The organism is Pseudomonas morbosilactucae (assembly GCF_023241665.1).
Taxonomy (GTDB): domain Bacteria; phylum Pseudomonadota; class Gammaproteobacteria; order Pseudomonadales; family Pseudomonadaceae; genus Aquipseudomonas; species Aquipseudomonas morbosilactucae.
Map to the genome: position 1 here is coordinate 1 of NZ_JALQCX010000053.1, position 21,184 is coordinate 21,184.

The window sequence follows — 21,184 nt, forward strand, 5'->3', positions numbered from 1 at the left end:
ATCGCCGGCAAGGGCCGCGTTGGTCGGATGGCTGTAGGAGCTGGCTTGCCAGCGATGGCGCCCCTGAGAGCGCCGCAAAATCCAAGGGCCTCGTCGCCGGCAAGGGTTGGCTCAATCGGGCTGGAACGGCGATTCGCTGAGGATCACTCCGGTTTCTTCCACGTAGCGCTGCCAATGCTCGATCAGGGTGGCGAGTTTGTCCGGTTGGCTTTGGGCCAGGTCGTGAATTTCCCCTGGGTCCTGGCTCAGGTCATACAGCTGCCAGGTGGCCGGGCCCACGGGGCCGGGGATGTACACCGCCTTCCACTGGCCCTGGCGAATTGCCCGGCGGCCGAACAGTTCCCAGCCGGTCACCGTGTGTTCGTCATGCACCTGGGCGGTTTCGCCGGAGAGAAAGCCCAGCCACGATTTACCCCGCAACGGCGCCACGTCTCGGCCGCGCCAGCGCTTGCCGGGGTGGCGCACGCCGGCCAGGTCGAGAATGGTCGGGGTGATGTCCATCACCGTGCCAAAACCGTGGCTGATCTGGCCCTTGAGGCTCAACTGCGGGTAGTGCACCAGCGCCGGCACGCGAATCCCGCCTTCGGTGGTGAAGGCCTTGAACAACCGTGACGGCGCCGTGGCGGTCTGGGCCCAGGCCGGGCCGTACCAGACGTAGGAATTGGCGCGACCAATGTTCTCCAGGCTGTTGTCGTAATGCTGGTTGAGGTACGTCAGCAGCTCCGGGCCGAACTTCGGGAAGGCCTCCAGCAGCGCGCCTTCGGCCCCGTTGTCGGACATGAACAGAATAAAGGTGTTGTCCAGCTGGCCCTGGCGGCGCAGGTAATCCACCACCCGGCCGATGTTCCAGTCCATGCGCTCGACCATCGCCGCGTAGACCTCCATGGCCCGCGCCGACACCTGGCGTTGCGCATCGCTCAAGGCCGCCCATTCGGCGCTCAGGCCCACCAGCGGATGAGGCTCCACGTCCGCCTCAATCAGCCCCAGGGCCTTGAGTTTTTCCAGGCGCTCCAGGCGCAGCACTTCGGGGGCCGGCGTCGTAACGCCCGCGGTATTTGGCGACCACCTCTGCCGGTGCCTGCAACGGCCAGTGGGGCGCCGAGAAGGGCAGGTAAGCGAAAAACGGCCGGCTCTGGTCGCGCTCCTTGAGGTAGTGCAGCAGCTTGTCGCCGAAGGCGTCGGAGGAATAGAAATCCTCAGGCAACTGCTCAACGAAGCGGTCGTCCTCGATGTACAGCGCCGGGGTCGACTTGAGCAGCCCCGGGGTCTGTTCGTCATAGGTCGGTTCGAAGCCGTAATGGTTGGCCGCCCCAGGCAGCAGGGAGAACGAACGCTCGAACCCGCGCGCATGGGGCGCCAGTTCCGCAGTCAGGCCCAGGTGCCATTTGCCACTCATCAGGGTCTGGTAGCCGGCCTCGCGCAGCAGCTCAGGCAGAGCCACCACGCGGTCATTGAGATGACCCTCGTAGCCTGGCTTGCCGATCAGCTCCGGGGTCAGCGCCTCGGCCATGGTGCCGATGCCGGCGATGTGGTGGTCGGTGCCGGTGAGCAGCATCGAGCGAGTCGGCGAACAGGTGGGCGCGGTGTGGAAATCCGTCAGGCGCAGGCCGTTGAACGCCAGGGCGTCGAGGTTCGGCGTGGCGATCTCGCCGCCAAACGCCCCCAGGTCGGAGAAGCCCAGGTCGTCGGCCAGGATGACCAAAAAGTTGGGACGTTGCGGCATCGAATCACCCTCGTGTGGCAGGCAGTGTCAGCAAGCGATAAAGGTCAGTGGCAAGTCGCGGATCTGCACCGGCGCCGGGGCCTGGTAGTGATCGTCGCTGGTCAGTTCATGGAGCAGTTCTTCGCGCAACTGGTGGAAGTCGAAACTGCTGCGTTGGCGTGGGTGGGGCAGGGCGATGTCCACCACCCGCTTGATCCGCCCCGGGCGCGGTTCCATGACCACCACGCGGTCGGCGAGGAAAATCGCTTCTTCCACATCGTGGGTGACCAGCACCGTGGTGATTTTCGCCCGCTCGCGGATCGCCAGCAGCTCGTCCTGCATCTGCTGGCGGGTCAGGGCATCGAGGGCGCCGAAGGGTTCGTCGAGCAACAGGATCCGTGGGCTGGCCACCAGGCCGCGGGCGATGGCCACCCGTTGCGCCATGCCGCCGGACAGTTGGTGCGGGTAGGCGCGGGTGAAGTCGGTCAGGCCCACCAACTCGATAAACTCGCGGACCCGTTGCGCCTTGTCCTGAGCGCTCAACGGCTCGTTGACCAGCCCCAGGCCGATGTTGTCTTCCACCGTCAGCCAGGGGAACAGCCGGTGTTCCTGGAACACGATGCCGCGTTCGCCGCCAATGCCGCTGACGGCTTTGCCGTCGACTCGGATCTCACCGCGAAAGGCCGTGTCCAGGCCGATCAGCAAGCGCAGCAGGGTGGATTTGCCGCAGCCGCTGGAGCCGACAATGGCCACGAATTCACCCTCGGCGATCTCCAGGTTGAATTCGCGGATGGCCTCCAGCTCGCCACCGGCGACGTCGAAGGTTTTGCCTACGTGATTGAAGCTGACCAAGGGCGCGTTCATGCATGTCTCCAGCGGGTGGCGCGGATTTCGAGGTGTTGGCCGATCAGGTTGAGCAGGGCGCCGGTCAGGCCCACCAGGAGCATGCCGGCCATGATCAGGTCCATGCGCATCAGTTGTTGGGCGCCGATCATCTGGCTGCCGATGCCGCCGTTGGACGGCATGAAATATTCGGCGCCGATGGTGCCCAGCCAGGCGTAGATCAGGCTCAGGCGCAGGCCGGCAAAAATCCCCGGCGCGGCCCCGGGCAGCACCAGGCGCCGCAGCCGTTGCCAGAGGTTGAGGCGCAGCACCTGGGCGGCTTCCGCCAGTTGGGGCGAGAGGTTGGCGACACTGCGCTGGGTGGCGATAAACAATGGGAAGAACGCGGCCAGGCCGACAAACACCCACTTGGCCAGTTCCCCCAGGCCGAACCAGGCGGTGAGCAATGGCACCCAGGCGAAGATGGCGATTTGACGGATCGCCGCCAGGGTTGGGCCCAGCAGGCGCTCACTGGTCCGCGACAGGCCCAGCAACAGGCCCAGGCCGAACCCCAGGCTGCCGCCGAGGATCAACCCGCCGAGGGTGCGCCCCAGGCTCAGGCCCAGGCCACCCAGCAGGCTGCCGTCCAGCAAACCGCTCCAAGTCGTGTCGAGCACCGCCAGGGGGCTGATGAGGATTTGGCTGTCGACCCATTCCTGAGCCGTCGCCACTTGCCACAGGGCCAGCAGGGTTACGGGCAGGATCCACGGTTGCAGGCGCTGCCAGCCGGCGTAGCGTGGGCCGCGGCGGATCTCGGCGGTGGCCGGGTGCGGCCAGTGCACCAGTTTCTTGTCCAGCAGGCTGATGCTGCGGTCCATGGTCACGCCGATCACCCCGATGACCAGGATGCAGACGAAGACGATGTCCAGCATGAACAGTTGGCGGGCCCAGACCATCAGGTAGCCGATGCCTTCACTGGAGGCCAGCAGCTCCACCGCCAGCAGTGAGGTCCAGCCGGCAGCCAGGGCCAGGCGTACCCCGGCCATGAAGGCCGGCAGGGCGGCGGGCAGCACCAGGCGGCGGATCAGCAGGCGCGGCGGCAAGCGCAACACCGCCGCCGCCTCGCGCAGCTTGGGTTGGGCATCGCGCACGCCCACCAGGGTGTGCAGGGTCACCGGGACCACGATGGCCTTGACCAGCACCACCAGCTTGAGCACTTCGCCGATGCCGAAAAACACCATGAACAGCGGGATCCACGCCAGGGTGGGAATCTGCGCCAGGGCGCTGAAGATCGGGAACACCAGGCGCTCCAGGCGCCGGCTGAAACCCAGGGCACCGCCCAGTATGGCCCCGGCGCTGATACCGGCCAGCAAGCCCCAGAACAGCCGCTGCAGGCTGATCCACAAGTGGCTCCACAATTCGCCGGAGAACAGCTCCACGGCGCTGCTCCAGACCAGGCTCGGCGCGGGCAGGATCTGCTCGCTCATCCAGTGCTGATGGCTGGCCAGCCACCACAGGCCGAACAGGGCCAGGGGCAGAATCCAGGGCAGCACGCGCTGGCTGATCACAGGCCACTGGAGGCGCCCGGACGTCGGTGCCGCCAGGGGCAAACTGAGGAGAGAAACACGGGCCATGAATGACCTCCGTCGTCGGGTTCGGCACGGCCTTGCGGGCGCTGGCGGTCCGCTTGAGGGAGCGGCGCCGGAGCGATGCCTGCAATATGCTTTTGTGATCTATTAAAAAACTTATCAATGCTATTGGGAGATAAGAAGGGCCATTTAAGGCTTCTCGCTGGCGCGCATCCAATGCATTTGAAGAATATTTTCGATGCTGTTTATGCATAACCCGCGCAGAGCCGCGTGTTCGCTGGTTTATTCGATTAAGTTATTAAAATGTGAATTTATAGTATTTAAGTGTTGATCCCTTCAGCGCCTACCTTCTGCACCTCAACGCCCGATGCAGCAGGAGCCGTACCCATGAACCTTCCTTTTAAACGTGTCATCAGCCTCTTTGCCGCTCCGGCCCTGGCGGGGCTGCTGGGCTGCCTGCCGCTGCTGTCCCAGGCCGCCGAGGTCAAGGAGATCCGCATCGCCGTGCCCGACCTCAGTGCCGGCACCCAGCACAGTGGCGGCGGGGTGGTGGATGTGTTGCGCCAGCAGCAGATTTTCGAGAAGGCCTTTGCCGACCAGGGCATCAAGGTCCAGTGGAGTTTTTTCAAGGGCGCAGGCCCGGTCATCAATGAAGCCTTTGCCAACGACCAGGTGGACTTCGCCTACCTCGGTGACCTGGCGGCCATCATCGGCCGTTCCAACGGCCTCGACACCCGGCTGCTCAGCGCCACGGCCCGGGGTGTGAAGCAATACCTGGGTGTAGTGCCGGGCTCCGGCATCAAGACCCTGCAAGACCTCAAGGGCAAGCGCGTGGCCGTGTTCCGTGGCACCGCCACCCAGTTGTCGCTGGATGCCGCCCTGGCCAGCCAGGGCCTCAGCGAAAAGGACCTGAAAATCGTCAACCTCGACTTCTCGGCGGCGGTAGCGGCCCTGGCGGCCAAACAGATCGATGCCTCCTGGGGCAGCAGCGGCCTGGCCTCGTTGCGAATCAAGGGCCTGGCCGAGCTGCCGTTGAACACCAAGGACCTGGGGGGCGCCGGGAGTATCCAGAGCGTGTTGGTGGGGTCCGGCAAGTTTGTCGACGCCCACCCCGAGGTGGTGGACAAACTGCTCAAGGCTCAGCAACAGGCCGTGCAATGGCTGACCCAGGAGAGCAACAAAGAGGCTTACATCCAGTTGGTCTCGGGCCTGGCCAGTTACCCGCCGCAAATCTTGCAGCAGGACCTGCAGGACCAGAACCTGGCGGAAGTCTTCCCTTCGACCCTGGACCCCGCCTTCCTCGGCACCCTGCAGGAAAAAGTCGACCTGGCGTCCCAGCAGCGGCTGATTCGCAAGCCGTTCAAGGTCAGCGATTGGGTGCAGCCATCATTGGCTGCGGCGGCCCTGTAAAACAACGTTATCGAGGTTGATTCGAGCGCCGGCAAGCCGGCTCCTGCGGGGGGCGGTTGTGCCGGCGATGCTGTTTCACACGGCGATGCTTTGTTCCGGTTTATCCACAGCCACCAGCACTTCAATCATTGCCCGCGCTGCCGGCGACAAGCGAAACCCGGTGCGGCTGACAATGCCGCAACGGGCGTTCAACACCTCGATGTTCTGCGGCAGGTTGCGCCAGTGCAGCAGCGCCAGCGAACCCTGCTCGATGTCTTCGCTGAACGACTCTGCGGTGCCGACGCCGATGGCGTTGGACTGGCGCACGATTTTCACCAGCGCCGGGAAGTGTTCGGTCTCGATGGTCGGGGAAAAATCCATGCGCCCGCTGAGGTTGGCCAGCAGCTTGCGAATCCCTGGGGGGATCAGGGTGGTGGCCAGCGGGTAGTCGAACATGTCGTTGGTGGACAGGCTTTCCTTGGCCAGCAGCGGGTGCCCCGGGCGGCAGAAAAACACCCCACGCTTGGGCGTCAGGGCCTGGGTCTGGAAGTTCGGGTCGGCTTCGAAATGGCGGATGTCGGCGATGAAGAATTCGATCTCTTCGCGGCTCAGGCTGCGGCTGAGTTTTTCCCAGTTATCCACCTGGAAGCAGGTGCGCACCTTGGGGTGGGCATTGGTGAACTGCGCCACCGCGTCGGGCACCAGTTTCACCGCCGGCGCCGGGCCGCAACCGAAGCGCAATTCGCCGGCGTCGAGCTTGGTCATCTGGCTCACTTCGCTGCTCAGCAAGGCGGCGCCCTGGACCAGGGTCAGGGCGTGTTGCAGCACCACCTGGCCTTCAGGCGTGGGGCGCAGGTCCTTGTTGCCACGGTCCACCAGCACGCAGCCGAACTCCTGTTCCAGCCCCTGAATGCTGCGGCTGAACGCCGGCTGAGTGATGCCCATGGCGTCCGCCGCACGCACAAAACTGCGGTGTTCGTTGAGGGCGATGAAGTAGCGCAATTGGCGAAGATCCATATGCTTTCCCGGCATCCAAAAAATAGCCCGAAGGCATTTGCGACAGTGAGGAGTGAGGTTTTAAATGCAAGCTCTTATTCCGTCAACGAAGCATGCAAATATCTATTAGATCTAAATTGAATATAGATAGAGCGTTGTTTCGCTGCCGCCTAAACCGCCAGTCGTCCGATGAGGGTCTTCCCGATGAGCCATGCCGCATTAGCCGTTAAACCCGCTGTCCACGCCCTTGATATCCACCCGGTCGCCGGCCGTATAGGTGCCGAGATCCGTGGCGTGCAACTCTCCGGCGCCCTCGACGCCGCCACCGTTGAAGCCATCCAGCAGGCGCTGCTGCAGTACAAGGTGGTGTTCTTCCGTGGCCAGAACCACCTCGACGACCAGAGCCAGGAAGCCTTTTCCCACCTGCTGGGCGAGCCGGTGGCGCACCCGACCGTACCGGTGCGTGACGGCACCCGCTACCTGCTGGAACTGGACGGTGCCGAAGGCCAGCGGGCCAACTCCTGGCACACCGACGTGACCTTCGTCGACGCCTACCCCAAGGCCTCGATCCTGCGTTCGGTGGTGGCCCCGGCTTCCGGTGGCGACACGGTCTGGGCCAACACCGCCACGGCCTACAACGAGCTGTCGGCAGAACTGCGGGACCTGGCGGACAAGCTCTGGGCGGTGCACAGCAACGAATACGACTACGCCTCGGCCAAGCCGGACGTCTCGGCGGAAAAGTTGGAGCGCTACCGCAAAGTCTTCACCTCCACCGTGTTCGAGACCGAGCACCCGCTCGTCCGCGTACACCCTGAAAGCGGCGAAAAGAGCCTGGTGCTGGGGCATTTCGTCAAACGCATCAAGGGCTATTCCCAGGCCGATTCGGCGCACCTGTTCAACCTGTTGCAGAGCCATGTAACCCGTTTGGAAAACACCGTGCGCTGGCGCTGGAACGCCGGTGACGTGGCGATCTGGGACAACCGCTCGACCCAGCACTACGCCGTGGACGACTACGGCACCCAGGACCGCGTGGTACGCCGCGTGACCCTCAAGGGCGACGTTCCGGTGGGCGTCCACGGTCAGCGCAGCCAAACCACCCGCGGCCTCTGACCCTCGGCTCCGCGTCGCTGGCAAAGGGCGCGGAGCGCAGAGCACCTCACCACCCTGGTTACCACGCTGTGCGTGGTAATCCCACCTGGGACGCGCGGCGTCCCGTTTTTGCGTTAAGGGGGATGGTTTACCAGACGCCGATCTGCACCAGCTTTTCGCTCTCCGGTTCGCCGTAGCGGAAGCGCTGGCCTCGCAGGTCGATTTCCTGGTGGCTGATGGTGGTGCGGCGTTTCAGGCCGCGTAGCCATTCGAACAGGTAGCCCAGGTGTTCTTCGCGTACCGCCGCATACGCCGGGTCGGCCCCCAGGTCATGCAGTTCCTGCGGGTCGTTGATCAGGTCGAACAGCTGCGGGCGGAAGCCGTCGTAGGCCAGGTACTTCCAGCGTTCGCTGCGCACCATGGTCATGCGGCAGCGGTCGATGGCCTGCCCCAGGCGCTCCCGTGCCGGCGCCTGGAAGGCGTAGTCGTATTCGCTGATGGCGTAGCGGCGCCAGTGCTCGGCGGTGCCGTGCAACAGCGGAATCAGTGAGCGGCCTTCCAGCCGGTGTTCCGCCCCTGGCAGGCCCAGGGCCTCGAGGAAGGTGGGCAGCGCATCGATGGTTTCCACCAGGCGCTCATCCACGCTGCCCCGGCTGCCGTCCGCGGCTGCCCGTGGGTCGCGCACAATCAGGGGCACGCCCACTGCCGGCTCCAGCAAAAACTCTTTTTCCCCGAGGTAGTGGTCGCCGAGGAAATCCCCATGGTCGCTGGTGAAGACGATCAGGGTGTCATCCCAGCGGCCATTGCTCTGGAGGAAATCGAACAGGCGGCCCAGTTGATCGTCCACCTGCTTGATCAGGCCCATGTAGGTCGGCACCACGTTCAGGCGCACCTCGTCCCGGGAGAAATTCAGGCTCTCTTCGTGCTGGCGAAAGGCGTTGTACACCGGGTGGTCACTGGCCTCGCCGGCTTCGGCGCGCACCGCCGGCAGCACCTGCTCGGCACCGTACAGCGCGTGATAGGGCGCCGGGGCGAGGTAAGGCCAATGGGGCTTGATGTAGGACAGGTGCAGGCACCAGGGCTGCTCGCCCTGTTCGCTGATGAAGTCCATGGCGCGCTCGGTGGTGTAGACCGTTTCCGAATGCGCCTCGGCCACGCGGGCCGGCAAATGGGCGTTGCGCATCTTCCAGCCGCTGAGGATCTCGCCTTGCTCGCCGGCCGCCGCGTTGGCCCAGTCGTGCCAAGGGTTGCGGCCGTCGTAGCCGAGGTCGCGCAGGTAATGGGTGTAGGGCGCGGACTCGCGTTTATCGTCGAACACCGGGTCGTCGGGGTAGATGCCGTCATGGCGGAAATAGGCTTCGAAGCCCACCTCGTTCAAGGCTTCGGCCTGCTCGCTGTCGGGGTTGATCGCCAGGCGTTGCAAGGCATCGATGTTCGCCGTGGCGTGGGTCTTGCCCACCAGCGCGGTGCGGATGCCGTGGGGCCGCAGGTAATCGCCCAGGGTCAGTTCTTCCAGGGGCAGGGGCACGGCGTTCCAGGCCACCTGGTGGCTGCTGACATAACGCCCGGTGTAGGCCGACATCCGCGACGGGCCGCAAATGGTGCCCTGGGTGTAGGCGCGGCTGAAGCGCACCCCGGCGGCGGCCAGGCGATCGATGTTCGGCGTGTGCAAGTGCGGATGGCCGTAGCACGACAGGTAATCCCGTCGCAGTTGGTCGCACATGATGTACAGCACATTGCGTAGGGGTTTTGGGGCATTGGACATGGTGTTCACCGAACAAAAGACAGGCGACGTTTTTCGCCTCCGGCGGTGCCTTTCAGCAAGCGCATTTGCCGAATACTTTCGATGCGTTTTACGCAACACCCCAACCCAACCCCACCTTATGTAGGAGCTGGCTTGCCAGCGATAACGGCCTTGAGGTCGATGCAAAACCCGAGGGCCTCATCGCCGGCAAGCCGGCTCCTACGGTGGGTCGTGTGCACAGGCGCCATCCCCACAAACCCCACCCTTGTAGGAGCTGGCTTGCCAGCGATAGCGGCCTTGAGAGCGATGCAAAACCCGAGGGCCTCATCGCCGGCAAGCCGGCTCCTGCCTGGCGCTGGGTCAGACGGCGAGGTTGTCGAGGGTGCAGATGTCTTCGTCGAGTTCGTCGGTGCGTTTGATTTCTTCGATCATCGCTTCGGCCAGTGGCGATAACCGGTAGCCGGCGCGGCTGACGATGCCGTAGCGGGTGTAGAGCTCTTCCAGGTCATCGGCCAGTTCGTCGATCTTCAAGCACACCAACTCGCCCTTGGCGTGGTGCAGCGCATCGCTGTAGGAGCCGACGATGCCGATGGCGTCCGAACGCAGCACCACGCCCAGCAGGCTGTAGCTGTTTTCACACTCCACATTGGGCGTGAAGTCCGGGCGGCCGCTGAGGTCGACGATGACCTTGCGCAGGTTCGGCGGGCGGATGGTCACTGCCAGCGGGTAGCTCATCAGCTCCGCCGCACTGACGCTGTCGCGGCCGGCCAGAGGGTGGCCGGCGCGGCAGCAGAAATGCCATTTGCGCGGGCGCAGGCGCTGGGTCAGGTAATCCGGGTTGGCCTCGAAATACCGGGTATCGGCGACAAAGAATTCGAACTCCTCGCTCAGCAGGCGTTTGCTCAGGCTCTGCCAGTCATCCACCTGGAATTGCACCCGGGCCTTGGGGTAGCGCCCGATAAAGTGGCCGATGGCCCGCGGGATCAGCCCCGAAGCCGGTGCCGGGCCGCAGCCGAAGCGCAACTCACCGGCCTCCAGGCCATTGAACTGGCTGATCTCGTTGGCCATCTGCTGCGCGCCGCTGACCAGCCGCCGCGCGTGCTCCAGCAGCACCTGCCCCTGCTTGGTCGGCGCCAGGTCCTTGCGTCCGCGATCCACCAGTTGGCAGCCGACGCTGTGTTCCAGTGCCTGGATGCTGCGGCTGAAGGCCGATTGCGAGAGGTTCACCGCCATGGCCGCCGCGACAAAGCTGCGCTGTTCAGCGAGGGCGATGAAGTGTCGGAGCTGGCGCAAGTCGATATGCATTTTTCACATTAAAAATATCGGGGAAATGCATTGGCTATGCATTAGGTGGACTCCTTATAAAGGCAATCTCTTATGCAGTAAATCTTTGTAAAAACATAAATAAATAACTTTAAGGAATATACGGTTCTGTATATTTTCTGACCAGGAGCCGCCCCATGAGCCCGTTGCACCTTGCCTCACCTCTTTCCCCTCGGCGGCTCAAGCGCCTGCCGCTGGCCCTGTTGCTGGCCGGCAGTGCCGGTTGGTCCCAGGCATATGCCGCCGAGGTCGAAGCCCCGGCCGAGAGCCCGGCCCAGGCCGCGCCGGCCAAGAGCAAAGCGTCGGGTGACCAGTTGGAAACCGTGACCGTCACCGCCCGCCGTCGCGAAGAAAGCGCCCAGAACGTACCGACCCCCATGAGCGTGATCGGTGGCCAGGCCCTGGAAAGCCAGCGGGTCTATCGCATCCAGGACCTGCAACAGCTGGTGCCCAGCGTCAACGTCGCCTACATGCATGCGCGCCAGTCCAGCGTGTCGATCCGCGGCCTGGGCAACAACCCGGCCAGCGACGGCCTGGAAGGCAGCGTCGGGCTGTACATCGACAACGTCTACCTGGGTCGCCCGGGCATGGCGGTGTTCGACCTGATGGACATCGAGCAGCTGGAAGTGCTGCGCGGGCCCCAGGGCACCCTGTTCGGCAAGAACACCACCGCCGGGGTGATCAACATCAACACCCGGGCACCGAGCTTCACCCCGGAACGCAGCATCGAAACCTCGGTGGGCGAGGACGGCTACTTCCAGACCAAGGGCACCATTTCCGGGCCGTTGAACGATGAACTGGCGGGGCGTTTTTCGGCCTATCGCACCCGCAGCGACGGCGACATCAAGAACGAATACAACGGTCACGACCTTAACGGCGGATCGCGCCAGGGCTTTCGCGGGCAGTTGCTGTACAAGCCCAACGAGGACTTCAACCTGCGCTGGATCGGCGACTACAACGAAGAGGATTCCAGCGCCGGCACCCGGGTGCTGTACAGCACCGGGCCGACCATCAACGGCGTCAACCGTTACGAAACCCGGGCGGCAGCGGCCGGCGCAACCCTGGTCGACGGCTCCAAGCGCAAGGTCAACCTGGACAGCGACCAGCAGGTGACGGTGTTCCAGGGCGGCACTTCGCTGGAGGCCAACTGGACCCTGCCCAGCGACTTCACCCTGACCTCGGTCAGCTCCTACCGCTGGTGGAACTTCACCCCGCGCAACGACGATGGCCTGAATGTGCCCGCCCTGCGTAACGGTGGCGTGTCGGTGGAGGATAAACAGTGGTCCCAGGAGTTCCGCCTGGCCTCGCCCAGCGGCGGCTTCTTCGACTACGTGCTGGGCGCCTACTACTTCGGTTCCGACCTGGACAACAAGGCCTTCAGTTACTACGGACCCCAGGCGGATGTATGGAACGGCACTCCTGCCGGCGCCCTGGCCAACGTCAGCAGTGTCGGCAACGGGCACATCAGCACCGACAGCTTCGCCCTGTTTGCCCAGGGCACCTGGCACCTCACCGAGCGCCTGGACTTCACCGCCGGGTTGCGCGGGACCTATGAAGAGAAGAGCGCCTGGGTCAGCCGTAACGCGCCGGTGGGTGGCGCTGCGGTGGCCGGTGCTGCCGCTGCCGTGCGCCAGGGTCGCGCCGGCGCCTACGACTCCGGTGACCTGAACCAATACAGCACCAGCCCTTCGGGGTTGTTGAACCTCAGCTATCGCTTTACCGATGACCTGCTGGGCTACGCCACCTTGTCCCACGGCGAGAAGTCCGGCGGGGTCAACCTCGCGGTGGGCACGGCGCCCACGGCAGGCGCCGACTCGCTGCTGGTCGGCACGGAGCGGGCCAACAATGCTGAGCTGGGCTTCAAGAGCACCCTGTGGGACCGGCGCCTGCAGCTCAACGCCAACCTGTTCTGGACCCAGGTCAACGGCTACCAGACCAACGCCTATGACGACGCCAACCGCGTGCAGTACCTGACCAACGCCGGTTCGGTGCGCTCGCGCGGGGTGGAAGTGGAAAGCACCTTGGTGCCGCTGCGTGGGCTGACCCTCAACCTCAACGGCTCGTACAACGACGTGCGCTACCTGTCGTACAAGGACGCGCCGTGCCCGCCGGAAGTCAGCCTGCGGCCTGGGGCGCCGGCGTCTTGCGACCTCAGCGGCCACCAAGTGGTGGGGGCCTCGAAATGGATCGCCAACGCCAACGGCGAATACAAATGGAACCTGGATAACGGCCTCGAGGAATACGTCACCGCCAGCTACGCCTTCCGTTCCAAGGCGGTGGGCACCGTCGAGGATTCCGACTACGGGCAGATCCCCAGCTACGCCGTGGTCAACCTGTCCACCGGCTTGCGTGGCGACTACGAGCAAGGTCAGTGGGACGTCTCGCTGTGGCTGAAAAACGCCTTCGACAAGACCTACTACACCACCCTCTGGACCGGCTCCAACGGCGCCTACGAGGGCTTGCTGGGCACTCCACGGACCTTGGGCGTGACCGGCCGCTACGACTTCTAAGACCGCTGCATGCTGCCCGCGCCGCGTTGTGCGGCGCGGTTCGAACCGCACAGGAGTGACCCCATGTTGCGCATCAAAACCGCTTTACCTTTGCTGTTGGGCGGCGCCGTGCTGGCCGCCAATGCCCTGGCGGCGCCCAGTGTCTACCCCACCGGCGTGACCCGTTACGACCCGGCCAAGGCCTATAACCAGTACGTGATTTTCAGTGGCGCCGACAAACAGACCCACCTCATCGACATGAACGGCAACGCGGTCAAGACCTGGCCGCAGTCGGGCTTTCCTTCGGCCATCATCGACCCGCAACTGGTGGGCGGTGAACGCGGCCGAGTGCTGTTGCAGCTCAAGGACAAAGACCCCGGCAAGCTCGGTTCGGCCGGCAACGGCCTGGGCAATCAGAGCGTCGGCGAGCTGGACTGGGACGGCCAGGTGGTCTGGCAGTGGGGCGACCAGGCGCCGGGCGGTGCTGCCCAGCAGCATCATGACCAGCGTCGCCTGAGCAACGGCAATACCCTGGTGCTGGCCAACAAGGTGCACAAGGTGGCGGGCTTCAAGGTGCCTCAGGTGATCGATGATGTGATCTATGAAGTCAGCCCCGACGGCGCGGTGAAATGGCAATGGCTGGCGTCCGAGCACCTCAAGGAATTCGGCTTCACCGCAGCGCAGTTGAAGCTGGTGCACGCCAGCGACAACCCGGACTACCTGCACATCAACAACCTCAGCGTGGTGGGCCCCAACCGCTGGTTCGATGCCGGTGACCAACGCTTCGCCCCGGACAACCTGTTGATTGATTCACGCAACGCCAACTTCGTCGCCATCCTCGACAAACACAGCGGCAAGGTGGTCTGGCGCCTGGGGCCGAACCTGCCGCCGATCAACCCGAAAACCGCCGGGCAACTGCCGCGCCCGGTGGACCAGTTTGTCGGTCAGCACGATGCCCATATCATCCCCGCCGGCTTGCCGGGCGCGGGCCACTTGCTGGTGTTCGATAACCAGGGTTCGGCCGGTTACCCCTCGGTGCCCTTGGGGCTGATCGCCGGTTCGCGGGTGCTGGAAATCGACCCGATCAAGAATGAAATCGTCTGGCAATACACCGCCGCCAACTCCAAGCAGCCGGGCTGGGCCTTTTACAGTTCGTTCATCAGCAGCGCGCGGCGTTTGCCCAACGGCAACACCTTGATTGACGAAGGCATGAACGGGCGCTTCTTCCAGGTCACCCAGGGGGGGGACATTGTCTGGGAATACGTCAGCCCTTACCTGGGCAAGGCCCCGGGCAGCGACGCCATCAGCAACTGGGTGTACCGCGCCTTGCCGGTGAGTTACGACTGGGTGCCCAAGGGCACGCCGCGCTCCGAAACCGCGGTGCTCGCCCCGTCGCAAAGCCTGCAACCCACCAACGCCAGCCGTTGATCCCGAGGGCTACGGGGCGGCCTGCGGGCGTGGTCGGGCCTGGGCCCTAGAAGTAAAAGAACAGCCCGGTGTTGTACGCCAGGGCTGTTCGATTCAACTGCACCCACTGCTGACCCAGCGCGGCCTCGCCCACGATTGGCGAGACGGTCGCCAGGGCCAGGCTCAGCGCCGCCTGCCCTTGAATCGCGGCGTCTTCGTAGTCGTCGATCAGAATCCCCAGGGCCTGGTTCAGGGCGCTGAACACCCCACTGTCGCAGAGCGCGGCATAGTCCTGGGCAGACAGTTTCCACTCCAACAGATCCCCGGGCAGGCACTGGTCCAGATCGAGGCGTTCCATGGCTTCGGCGGTGGTGGGCACGACGATGCATTTCATCGGGGCAAGCCTTGTGGGGAGCGCAGCGTTCGCTCAGTGATCAACGTTCGGTGCTCAATGCTCAAGCATGTAGCGCTCGATGCGTGCGATGTACTCGGCTTTGCTGCGGGTCCTGAATTCCTCCAGGAACACCTCCGAATGCTGAATCGGTTGCTGATGCTTGTCGTAGCGGAGGGTCAGGAACTCGACGACGAATTCACCCTCGGGGTCGCCTTCGGGTTCGACCCGGGAATCGAAGCAGTAACCGGTGCTGCGGCGGCAGCCTCCCAGCAACACCGAGCTGCTGAACCAGTGGGCGGTGTCGGGCGTCAGCTCCACGTCAAACAGGTTGTTGAGGGTGATGGTCCAGCCGCTGGGCACGCGCAGGGCTTGCAGCGAGTACTGGAGTGGGGGACGTTTTCTCATGGGCGCCATTGCTCGACAAATTGCTGGAAGTCGGCGGCCACCGGGTAGGTGTGTCCGCTGTCGGGAGCAAACAGCGCCACGGTGATGGCGGCGCCAGTGGTGTTCAGGCACACCAGTTGATCGCCGGCGTCTCGGGCGATGGGGATCAGGCCTGGCGCCAGCCCCGCTACACGCTGGCCGGTGGCGTACCACAGCAACGAATAGGGCTCGGCCTGCGCGGTGAATTTGAAGAACTCGCTGATGCAGGTTTGCTGGCCGCCGTAGTCGAAGGTCGACCACTCCGGCGACGCCTCGTTGGCGTAGCTGACCAGGTCCAGGTACAGCGGCGGCAGGTTCACGCCGAGGTGTTGCTGCACCAGGGCAATGACCGCCTCATCCACCGATGAGCCCGCTTCGATCCCCCAGGTTTTCCAGTCCATGGTCATTGCCGGCACCCCGCCTTTGAATTCGTCTGCCACGCGCCCGATCCTGCTGGACCGGGCGTTCGTTGGGCGCGAATTGTAGGCGTGATGACGGTCGCTGTGTAAGCCCGGTGACGGGCATCAGCGACCTCGCAGGCTTAGCGGCCGGCTTCCAGCGCCGGCCCGGGCGTGGCCGCCTCGGGGGCGTGGCGATAGCTGGCCGGGCTGAACACCCGCGTCAGCACCAGCATGCTCAACACGATGACCGTCAACACCCACCAGGCGCTGACGAAGCTGCCGGTGAGTTCGCGCAGCCAGCCGCTCATCCATGGCGACACGGCATTGATCAAAAAACCCACGCCCTGGACAAAGGCCGCCAGTTGCCCGGCTTGGCGTGGATCGCGGCGATGGTCGAGGGTCAGGATCAGGCTCAGGGCAAAGCAGGCGCCCAGGCCGAAGCCGACCAGCGCCACCCACAGATGCGGCGCTTGCAGCGGCCACAGCACCAGGCCGCTGAACCCCAGGGCCTGGGCGCCCAGGCTGATGCTCAGCAGCGGGCGGCGATCAATGCTGCGTTGGGCCAGGGCTGGCATCAGCAAGGCAGCAATGACCTGGAAGATGGTCATGAAGGCCAGCAGCGAACCGCTCTGGGTCGCACTCCAGCCCAGTTGCAGGTAGTAGGCCGGCAGCCAGGCCACCATGCTCATGTAGCCGCAATTGACCAGGCCAAAGTACAGCGCCAGCAACCAGGCCCGACGATTGCCCCAGAGCCGGGCCGCCGGAGCGCTGCCGGTGTGCCTGGGGCCAGCAGCCAGGGGCATGCCCCACCAGAGCAGCAACGCCGCCAGGGCCGGCAGCAGCCAGATACCCAGGCCCGCTTGCCAGTGGTCGAAGTGCTGGGCGACCACTGGGCTGATCAGCGCCGCCAGGCCACCGCCGCCCATCAAGGCGGCCGAGTAGACCCCCATGGCCAGCGCCACCCGCTGCTGGAACTGACGCTTGATCAGCGCCGGCACCAAGGCCTGGATCAACGCCACCCCGGCACCGCCCAGCAGGGCCGTGGCCAGCAACAGGGCGGCGGCCTGGCCCACCAACAGCCGGGCCAGGCATGCCAGGAGAATCAGCAGCAGGCCCAGGGCCACGCCGCGACGTTCCCCCAGGCGCGCTTCCAGGCGCACGCCCAGCAACGCCACCAGGCCCATGCAGATCACCGGCAGGCTGGTGAGCCAGGCGCTGCTCTGGAAGCTCATGCCGGTGGCGCCGCGAATGTCATTGAGCAGGGGGCTGATGGAGCTGAGGATCGGCCGCAGGTTCAAGCCCAGGGCCAGCAGCAGGGCCCAGCCGCCAAGCCCGGTCAGGGAAGGTTTAGCCTGGCTCATGCTGCACCTGCCAGGCCTGGTAGAGGGTTGCCATCGCCGCGTGCGGCAGATGCTCCACGGGCAATTGCCGGGCCTCGGGCGCCAGACTCAATTGTTGGTAGATCCCTGCGGTGGACAGGCCAAACCCTTCGGCCAGTCGATTGTCGGCGGCGAACACGGCCCGCGATACGCCGCTCAGGTACATGGCGCTCAAACACATGGGGCAGGGCTGGCCGCTGGCGTAGATCACGCAGCCCTCCAGGCGTGGGCCCAACTGGCGACTGGCACTGCGGATCGCCAGCATCTCGGCGTGGGCGGTGGGGTCCTGGGTCAGGTGGATTTCATTCACCGCCTCGGCCAGCACCTGGCCTTGGCGAACCAGCACCGCGCCAAATGGCCGGCCGCCCCGGGCGACATTGTCCCTGGCCAGGTCCACGGCTCGCTGCAGGTAGTGTTGATCGTCATGCAGGGTCATGTGTTCTCCGTTTCAGTGGGCGCCAGCGTCGCGCGATCGCCGTCTGGCGGCGTCTGTTGCAAAGCCCTGGCCGCCCGGCCGCCGACAGGCTGTGCCTGGGAATAGGGGCCGAGTATGGTGAAGCGCTAAAGTATTCTGAAATTAAATATAAGCATGCCAAGCAGTGGCATCTGTAATGGTGAAACCCATGCTGGATCCCGTGTTGTTACGCACCTTTGTGGCGGTCGCCGATTGCCAGAATTTCACCCGCGCCGCCGAGCGCCTGAACCTCACCCAGTCCACTGTCAGTCAGCAAGTACGCCGGCTGGAGCAGAACCTGGGCTGCCCGTTGCTGGACCGTGATCAGCGGCGGGTGGTGGCCACGACCGAAGGCGAGCGCCTGCTGGCTTATGCCCGACGCATCCTGGCGCTGCACGCCGAAGCCAGTGATGTGCTGAGTAACCAGCAAAGCGATTGCGTGCTGCGCCTGGGGGTGCCGGAGGATTTTGCCGCCGAGCGCCTGATGCCCCTGCTTTCGCGCTTTGGCCAGGAACACCCCGGGGTGCGCCTGGAGGTCACCAGTGGCCTGGGCCCGGAGTTGCTGCGCGGGTATCGCCGAGGCGATTTCGACCTGTTGCTGGTCAAGCAGATGGGCCACAGCGACGACTGCCTGGTGTCCTGGCCCGAGCCGTTGTGCTGGGTCGACAGCCGTGGCAATCCGGCGTTTGCTCGTGACCCCTTGCCCTTGGTGGCGTTTCCCGTCGGCGGCTTGTACCGCCAGGAGATGCTGCAGCACCTGGAGGCCGGCGGCTGGCGTTGGCGCATCGGCTATTCCAGCGCCAGCCTGGCCAGCGTCTGCTCGGCGGTAGCGGCGGGACTGGGCATCAGCCTGCTGCCGGTGCGGGTGGTCACGGCGGAACATCGGGTACTGGGCGCCGACAGTGGCTTGCCGGACATCCAGGGCGTGCGCCTGGCGCTGTATGCCGCCGCGGGCTTGAGCCAGGCCGGCAAGGCATTGCAAGAGCAGTTGCGGGTGCTGGGAGCCACGGGCGCATCGAGGTAAGAGGCGCAACGGCCTGGGGCAGGGCTCTGGGCCGGCACCCGCAGGCGGTTTTCTGATGCCTTGCGGGAATACTTTTAATGCGCGCAAAGCATCGGTTTTTTGTGCCTGCTCTGGAGCCCTTGATCCACGGGGCTTTGCCCGATTCGTTGAGTTCAAATATTCCATTTCGATCTATATGCAGCCTTAAAGATTACTTTAAGGGATAAGCCTGTGGCGTCGATCATTCACTCCGCGACAGCGTTACGCGGGGGGTGTCAGGCGCCGCTGTCGGGTTATTCGCAAAAGACCGTAGGGAGTTAATCAATGGGCAAAGTCCAGACCGCCGCCAGTGCCCAAGAGGTGCTATGGCGCCAGGCACCGAGCGGCGAGTTGGTCGACCTCGGCCGGCCCCACCGCTCGCCGCTGGGCCAGTTGCGACTGCAGAGAACCCCGAAGGGGGTGTTGCGCCGTCGTGAGGCGATCTTGCTGGGCGTGGTTGCACTGTTGCTGCACGGCGCGGTGATCTTCTGGGTCAGCCAGAAACCGACGCCGGTGCTGCCGATCGTGCCGCCGGAAATTCCGCCGATGACCATCGAGTTTTCCCAGCCGGCACCGCCGGTGGTGGAACCGCCGCCACCGCAACCCGTGCAGCCGGTGGTCGAGCCTCCGCCGCCCGTGGAAGACGAGTTGGCGGTCAAGCCGCCACCGCCCAAGCCGGTGCCAAAGCCAAAACCCAAGCCCGTGCCCAAGCCTGAGCCAAAACCTGCGCCCAAGCCGGTGCAGCAAGCCGCGCCGCCTCAGCCCGCGCCGCCGGTGGCTGCTCCTGCGCCACCTGCACCGCCGGCTCCGGCCCCGGTGACCCCGGCTTCGGCCAACGCCGCGTACCTGAAGAACCCGGCGCCGGAGTACCCGTCCCTGGCCCAGCGTCGCGGTTGGGAAGGCACGGTGCTGTTGCGGGTGCATGTACTGGCCAGCGGCAAGCCGGGTGAGATCCAGGTTCAGAAAAGCAGCGGTCGCCAGCAGCTCGACGATGCCGCGCTGGCGGCGGTGAAGCGTTGGAGCTTCGTGCCGGCCAAGCAGGGCGATGTGGCCCAGGACGGCTGGGTCAGCGTACCCATCGATTTCAAGATTCATTGATGCGCTGTGCCCTGCACACCGCTATTGCCGGCCAACCGGCTCCTAATTCGCGCTAAACGCTTACACAGAGGGAACACATCATGACGTTACTGGCATCTCCACTGGAATCCATCGAAAGCGCGGTGATCTGGCTGCTGGTGGTCTTTTCCGTCGCCACCTGGGGCCTGGCTTTGCTCAAGGGCGTGCAGTTCGCCCGTCTCAAGGCCCAGGATCGCAAGTTTCATAAACAGTTCTGGGCGGCCTCCAGCCTGGATTCGGCGGCCGAGCTGAGCGAAACCCACCCTGGCGCTGCCGCCCGTGTGGCCCAGGCCGGTTACGCCGCGATCCAGGTTGGTGATGCGCCCCATGCCGCCGACCTGAGCCAGGCCATTAACCATCAGGACCGCCTTGAGCGCGCCCTGCGCCAGCAGATCGTGCGTGAGCGACGTTCCCTGGAAACCGGCCTCGCGGTGGTCGCCAGTATCGGCAGCACCTCGCCCTTTATCGGCCTGTTCGGCACCGTGTGGGGGATCATGGAAGCCCTTAAAGGCATCAGCGCGGCGGGCTCCGCAAGCCTGGAAACCGTGGCCGGGCCGATCGGTGCGGCGTTGGTCGCCACCGGCGTGGGGATCGCGGTCGCGGTACCGGCGGTGCTGGTTTACAACTACTTCCTGCGCCGCCTGAAGCTGACCGCCGCCGACCTCGATGACTTTGCCCATGACTTCTACAGCCTGGCGCAGAAGAGTTCGTTCCGCGTGCTGATCCACCCGACGGCGCACAAGGCGGCCGCCCAGGGCAGCGCGCAGAAAGTGAAGGAGGCGTCCTGATATGGCCTTCTCCACCCAAGACAGCGATGAGGTGCTGAGCGAGATCAACGTCACGCCGCTGGTGGACGTGATGCTGGTGCTGCTGGTGGTGTTTATCGTCACCGCGCCGCTGTTGACCAACGCTATTCCCATTAACCTGCCCAAGACCGAGGCCGTGGCCCCGGTGGAGCAGAAAGACCCGCTGGTGGTGAGCATCGACGGCGCTGGCAAGGTATTTATCAACAAGGATGAAATCCAGGCCGACCTGCTGGAGTTCAACCTCCAGGCGGCCAAGGCCAAAGACCCGGACGTGCGCGTGCAATTGCAGGCCGACGACGGGGTGAACTACGGCGAAGTGGCGCGAGCCATGGCGTCCATCGAGCGGGCGGGCATCACCAAACTGTCGGTGATTACCGCGCGCTGACACCGAGCAACAAGCCACGACTTTTCGGGCCGTCTCCTTGGCAGGGTGCGGCCCTTTTTTTATGCCCGCCCCAAACCTACGCCCACCCCCCCGTTGTAGGCGCTGGCTTGCCAGCGATGGCGTCCTGCAGGGCGGTGCAAGGCTGGGTGACCTGATCGCCGGCAAGCCGGCTCCTACGAGGGGGGATTTTCGGCTCTCGGCGATGGCTGCGTGGGCCAACGCTCTACCTGACAC

18 protein-coding genes and 1 pseudogene are annotated in these 21,184 nt (G+C 64.7%); 8 read left to right on the top strand and 11 right to left on the bottom strand.

All coding sequences use genetic code 11. From position 1 onward, the window contains the following. Positions 1–111 precede the first annotated feature (111 nt). From M1B35_RS25480 to M1B35_RS25490, 3 genes and pseudogenes are all read right to left on the bottom strand, one after another. Positions 112–1,723 (bottom strand): annotated as a pseudogene (locus M1B35_RS25480) (arylsulfatase). A 27-nt stretch (positions 1,724–1,750) separates the two neighbouring features. Next, positions 1,751–2,566 carry an ABC transporter ATP-binding protein gene (locus tag M1B35_RS25485; RefSeq protein ID WP_123328949.1) on the bottom strand — a complete coding sequence of 272 codons (816 nt, stop codon included), beginning with the start codon at positions 2,564–2,566 and terminating at the stop codon, positions 1,751–1,753. Then, positions 2,563–4,158, bottom strand: coding sequence for an ABC transporter permease (locus tag M1B35_RS25490; protein WP_268263424.1), 1,596 nt, complete (start codon positions 4,156–4,158; stop codon positions 2,563–2,565). Before M1B35_RS25490 ends, M1B35_RS25485 begins: the two co-directional genes overlap by 4 nt. Before the next feature lie 342 nt (positions 4,159–4,500). Here M1B35_RS25490 and M1B35_RS25495 point away from each other — a divergent pair, with 342 nt between their 5' ends. After that, positions 4,501–5,523 (top strand): ABC transporter substrate-binding protein, encoded by a 1,023-nt coding sequence (locus M1B35_RS25495; RefSeq protein WP_268263425.1) that lies wholly within the window; start codon positions 4,501–4,503, stop codon positions 5,521–5,523. A gap of 75 nt (positions 5,524–5,598) precedes the next feature. Here M1B35_RS25495 and M1B35_RS25500 read toward each other — a convergent pair whose 3' ends face one another. Beyond that, positions 5,599–6,519 carry a LysR family transcriptional regulator gene (locus tag M1B35_RS25500; protein WP_123328954.1) on the bottom strand — a complete coding sequence of 307 codons (921 nt, stop codon included), beginning with the start codon at positions 6,517–6,519 and terminating at the stop codon, positions 5,599–5,601. Positions 6,520–6,702: 183 nt separating this feature from the next. Here M1B35_RS25500 and M1B35_RS25505 point away from each other — a divergent pair, with 183 nt between their 5' ends. Then, positions 6,703–7,608 carry a TauD/TfdA dioxygenase family protein gene (locus tag M1B35_RS25505; protein ID WP_268263426.1) on the top strand — a complete coding sequence of 302 codons (906 nt, stop codon included), beginning with the start codon at positions 6,703–6,705 and terminating at the stop codon, positions 7,606–7,608. A gap of 127 nt (positions 7,609–7,735) precedes the next feature. Here the strand turns inward: M1B35_RS25505 and M1B35_RS25510 are convergent, their stop codons facing one another. After that, positions 7,736–9,352 carry an alkaline phosphatase family protein gene (locus M1B35_RS25510; protein WP_268263427.1) on the bottom strand — a complete coding sequence of 539 codons (1,617 nt, stop codon included), beginning with the start codon at positions 9,350–9,352 and terminating at the stop codon, positions 7,736–7,738. 339 nt (positions 9,353–9,691) lie between these two features. Next, complete coding sequence (locus M1B35_RS25515) at positions 9,692–10,636, bottom strand: LysR family transcriptional regulator (protein ID WP_123328960.1); 945 nt, start codon at positions 10,634–10,636, stop codon at positions 9,692–9,694. Between the two features lie 155 nt (positions 10,637–10,791). On the opposite strand from M1B35_RS25515, the gene M1B35_RS25520 reads away from it, so the two are divergent. Continuing rightward, positions 10,792–13,164 carry a TonB-dependent receptor gene (locus M1B35_RS25520; protein WP_268263428.1) on the top strand — a complete coding sequence of 791 codons (2,373 nt, stop codon included), beginning with the start codon at positions 10,792–10,794 and terminating at the stop codon, positions 13,162–13,164. A gap of 63 nt (positions 13,165–13,227) precedes the next feature. Beyond that, a complete protein-coding gene (locus M1B35_RS25525; RefSeq protein ID WP_123328964.1) occupies positions 13,228–14,571 on the top strand; it encodes an aryl-sulfate sulfotransferase in 1,344 nt (447 codons plus the stop codon). 46 nt (positions 14,572–14,617) lie between these two features. Here M1B35_RS25525 and M1B35_RS25530 read toward each other — a convergent pair whose 3' ends face one another. The 5 genes from M1B35_RS25530 to M1B35_RS25550 form a co-directional block, all read right to left on the bottom strand. Further along, complete coding sequence (locus M1B35_RS25530) at positions 14,618–14,944, bottom strand: hypothetical protein (RefSeq protein ID WP_268263429.1); 327 nt, start codon at positions 14,942–14,944, stop codon at positions 14,618–14,620. Between the two features lie 54 nt (positions 14,945–14,998). After that, positions 14,999–15,349 carry a hypothetical protein gene (locus M1B35_RS25535; protein ID WP_123328968.1) on the bottom strand — a complete coding sequence of 117 codons (351 nt, stop codon included), beginning with the start codon at positions 15,347–15,349 and terminating at the stop codon, positions 14,999–15,001. Next, positions 15,346–15,807: an SMI1/KNR4 family protein gene (locus M1B35_RS25540; protein WP_268263430.1), complete on the bottom strand. Its 462-nt coding sequence runs from the start codon at positions 15,805–15,807 to the stop codon at positions 15,346–15,348. Before M1B35_RS25540 ends, M1B35_RS25535 begins: the two co-directional genes overlap by 4 nt. Positions 15,808–15,908: 101 nt before the next feature. Beyond that, positions 15,909–17,129, bottom strand: a complete 1,221-nt coding sequence (locus tag M1B35_RS25545; RefSeq protein ID WP_268263431.1) for a CynX/NimT family MFS transporter — start codon at positions 17,127–17,129, stop codon at positions 15,909–15,911. Then, positions 17,116–17,577: a nucleoside deaminase gene (locus M1B35_RS25550; protein ID WP_268263433.1), complete on the bottom strand. Its 462-nt coding sequence runs from the start codon at positions 17,575–17,577 to the stop codon at positions 17,116–17,118. Before M1B35_RS25550 ends, M1B35_RS25545 begins: the two co-directional genes overlap by 14 nt. Positions 17,578–17,770: 193 nt before the next feature. Between M1B35_RS25550 and M1B35_RS25555 the strand changes: the two genes are divergently transcribed. From M1B35_RS25555 to M1B35_RS25570, 4 genes are all read left to right on the top strand, one after another. Next, on the top strand, positions 17,771–18,625 hold the full coding sequence (locus tag M1B35_RS25555; protein ID WP_268263432.1) for a LysR family transcriptional regulator: 855 nt from the start codon (positions 17,771–17,773) through the stop codon (positions 18,623–18,625). A gap of 303 nt (positions 18,626–18,928) precedes the next feature. Then, entirely contained in the window at positions 18,929–19,741 is an 813-nt protein-coding gene (locus M1B35_RS25560; RefSeq protein ID WP_123328974.1) for an energy transducer TonB, read from the top strand. An 80-nt stretch (positions 19,742–19,821) separates the two neighbouring features. Then, positions 19,822–20,547 (top strand): MotA/TolQ/ExbB proton channel family protein, encoded by a 726-nt coding sequence (locus tag M1B35_RS25565; RefSeq protein ID WP_123328976.1) that lies wholly within the window; start codon positions 19,822–19,824, stop codon positions 20,545–20,547. 1 nt (position 20,548) lies between these two features. Then, positions 20,549–20,950 carry an ExbD/TolR family protein gene (locus M1B35_RS25570; protein ID WP_123328978.1) on the top strand — a complete coding sequence of 134 codons (402 nt, stop codon included), beginning with the start codon at positions 20,549–20,551 and terminating at the stop codon, positions 20,948–20,950. The last annotated feature ends 234 nt before the right edge of the window (positions 20,951–21,184 follow it).

What these genes read in the sequence shown, in the direction of transcription:
- M1B35_RS25485 (WP_123328949.1), bottom strand. Translation starts at nt 2,566, where the DNA reads ATGAACGCGCCCTTGGTCAGCTTCAATCACGTAGGCAAAACCTTCGAC.
- M1B35_RS25490 (WP_268263424.1), bottom strand. Translation starts at nt 4,158, where the DNA reads ATGGCCCGTGTTTCTCTCCTCAGTTTGCCCCTGGCGGCACCGACGTCC.
- M1B35_RS25495 (WP_268263425.1), top strand. Translation starts at nt 4,501, where the DNA reads ATGAACCTTCCTTTTAAACGTGTCATCAGCCTCTTTGCCGCTCCGGCC.
- M1B35_RS25500 (WP_123328954.1), bottom strand. Translation starts at nt 6,519, where the DNA reads ATGGATCTTCGCCAATTGCGCTACTTCATCGCCCTCAACGAACACCGC.
- M1B35_RS25505 (WP_268263426.1), top strand. Translation starts at nt 6,703, where the DNA reads ATGAGCCATGCCGCATTAGCCGTTAAACCCGCTGTCCACGCCCTTGAT.
- M1B35_RS25510 (WP_268263427.1), bottom strand. Translation starts at nt 9,352, where the DNA reads ATGTCCAATGCCCCAAAACCCCTACGCAATGTGCTGTACATCATGTGC.
- M1B35_RS25515 (WP_123328960.1), bottom strand. Translation starts at nt 10,636, where the DNA reads ATGCATATCGACTTGCGCCAGCTCCGACACTTCATCGCCCTCGCTGAA.
- M1B35_RS25520 (WP_268263428.1), top strand. Translation starts at nt 10,792, where the DNA reads ATGAGCCCGTTGCACCTTGCCTCACCTCTTTCCCCTCGGCGGCTCAAG.
- M1B35_RS25525 (WP_123328964.1), top strand. Translation starts at nt 13,228, where the DNA reads ATGTTGCGCATCAAAACCGCTTTACCTTTGCTGTTGGGCGGCGCCGTG.
- M1B35_RS25530 (WP_268263429.1), bottom strand. Translation starts at nt 14,944, where the DNA reads ATGAAATGCATCGTCGTGCCCACCACCGCCGAAGCCATGGAACGCCTC.
- M1B35_RS25535 (WP_123328968.1), bottom strand. Translation starts at nt 15,349, where the DNA reads ATGAGAAAACGTCCCCCACTCCAGTACTCGCTGCAAGCCCTGCGCGTG.
- M1B35_RS25545 (WP_268263431.1), bottom strand. Translation starts at nt 17,129, where the DNA reads ATGAGCCAGGCTAAACCTTCCCTGACCGGGCTTGGCGGCTGGGCCCTG.
- M1B35_RS25555 (WP_268263432.1), top strand. Translation starts at nt 17,771, where the DNA reads ATGCTGGATCCCGTGTTGTTACGCACCTTTGTGGCGGTCGCCGATTGC.
- M1B35_RS25560 (WP_123328974.1), top strand. Translation starts at nt 18,929, where the DNA reads ATGGGCAAAGTCCAGACCGCCGCCAGTGCCCAAGAGGTGCTATGGCGC.
- M1B35_RS25565 (WP_123328976.1), top strand. Translation starts at nt 19,822, where the DNA reads ATGACGTTACTGGCATCTCCACTGGAATCCATCGAAAGCGCGGTGATC.
- M1B35_RS25570 (WP_123328978.1), top strand. Translation starts at nt 20,549, where the DNA reads ATGGCCTTCTCCACCCAAGACAGCGATGAGGTGCTGAGCGAGATCAAC.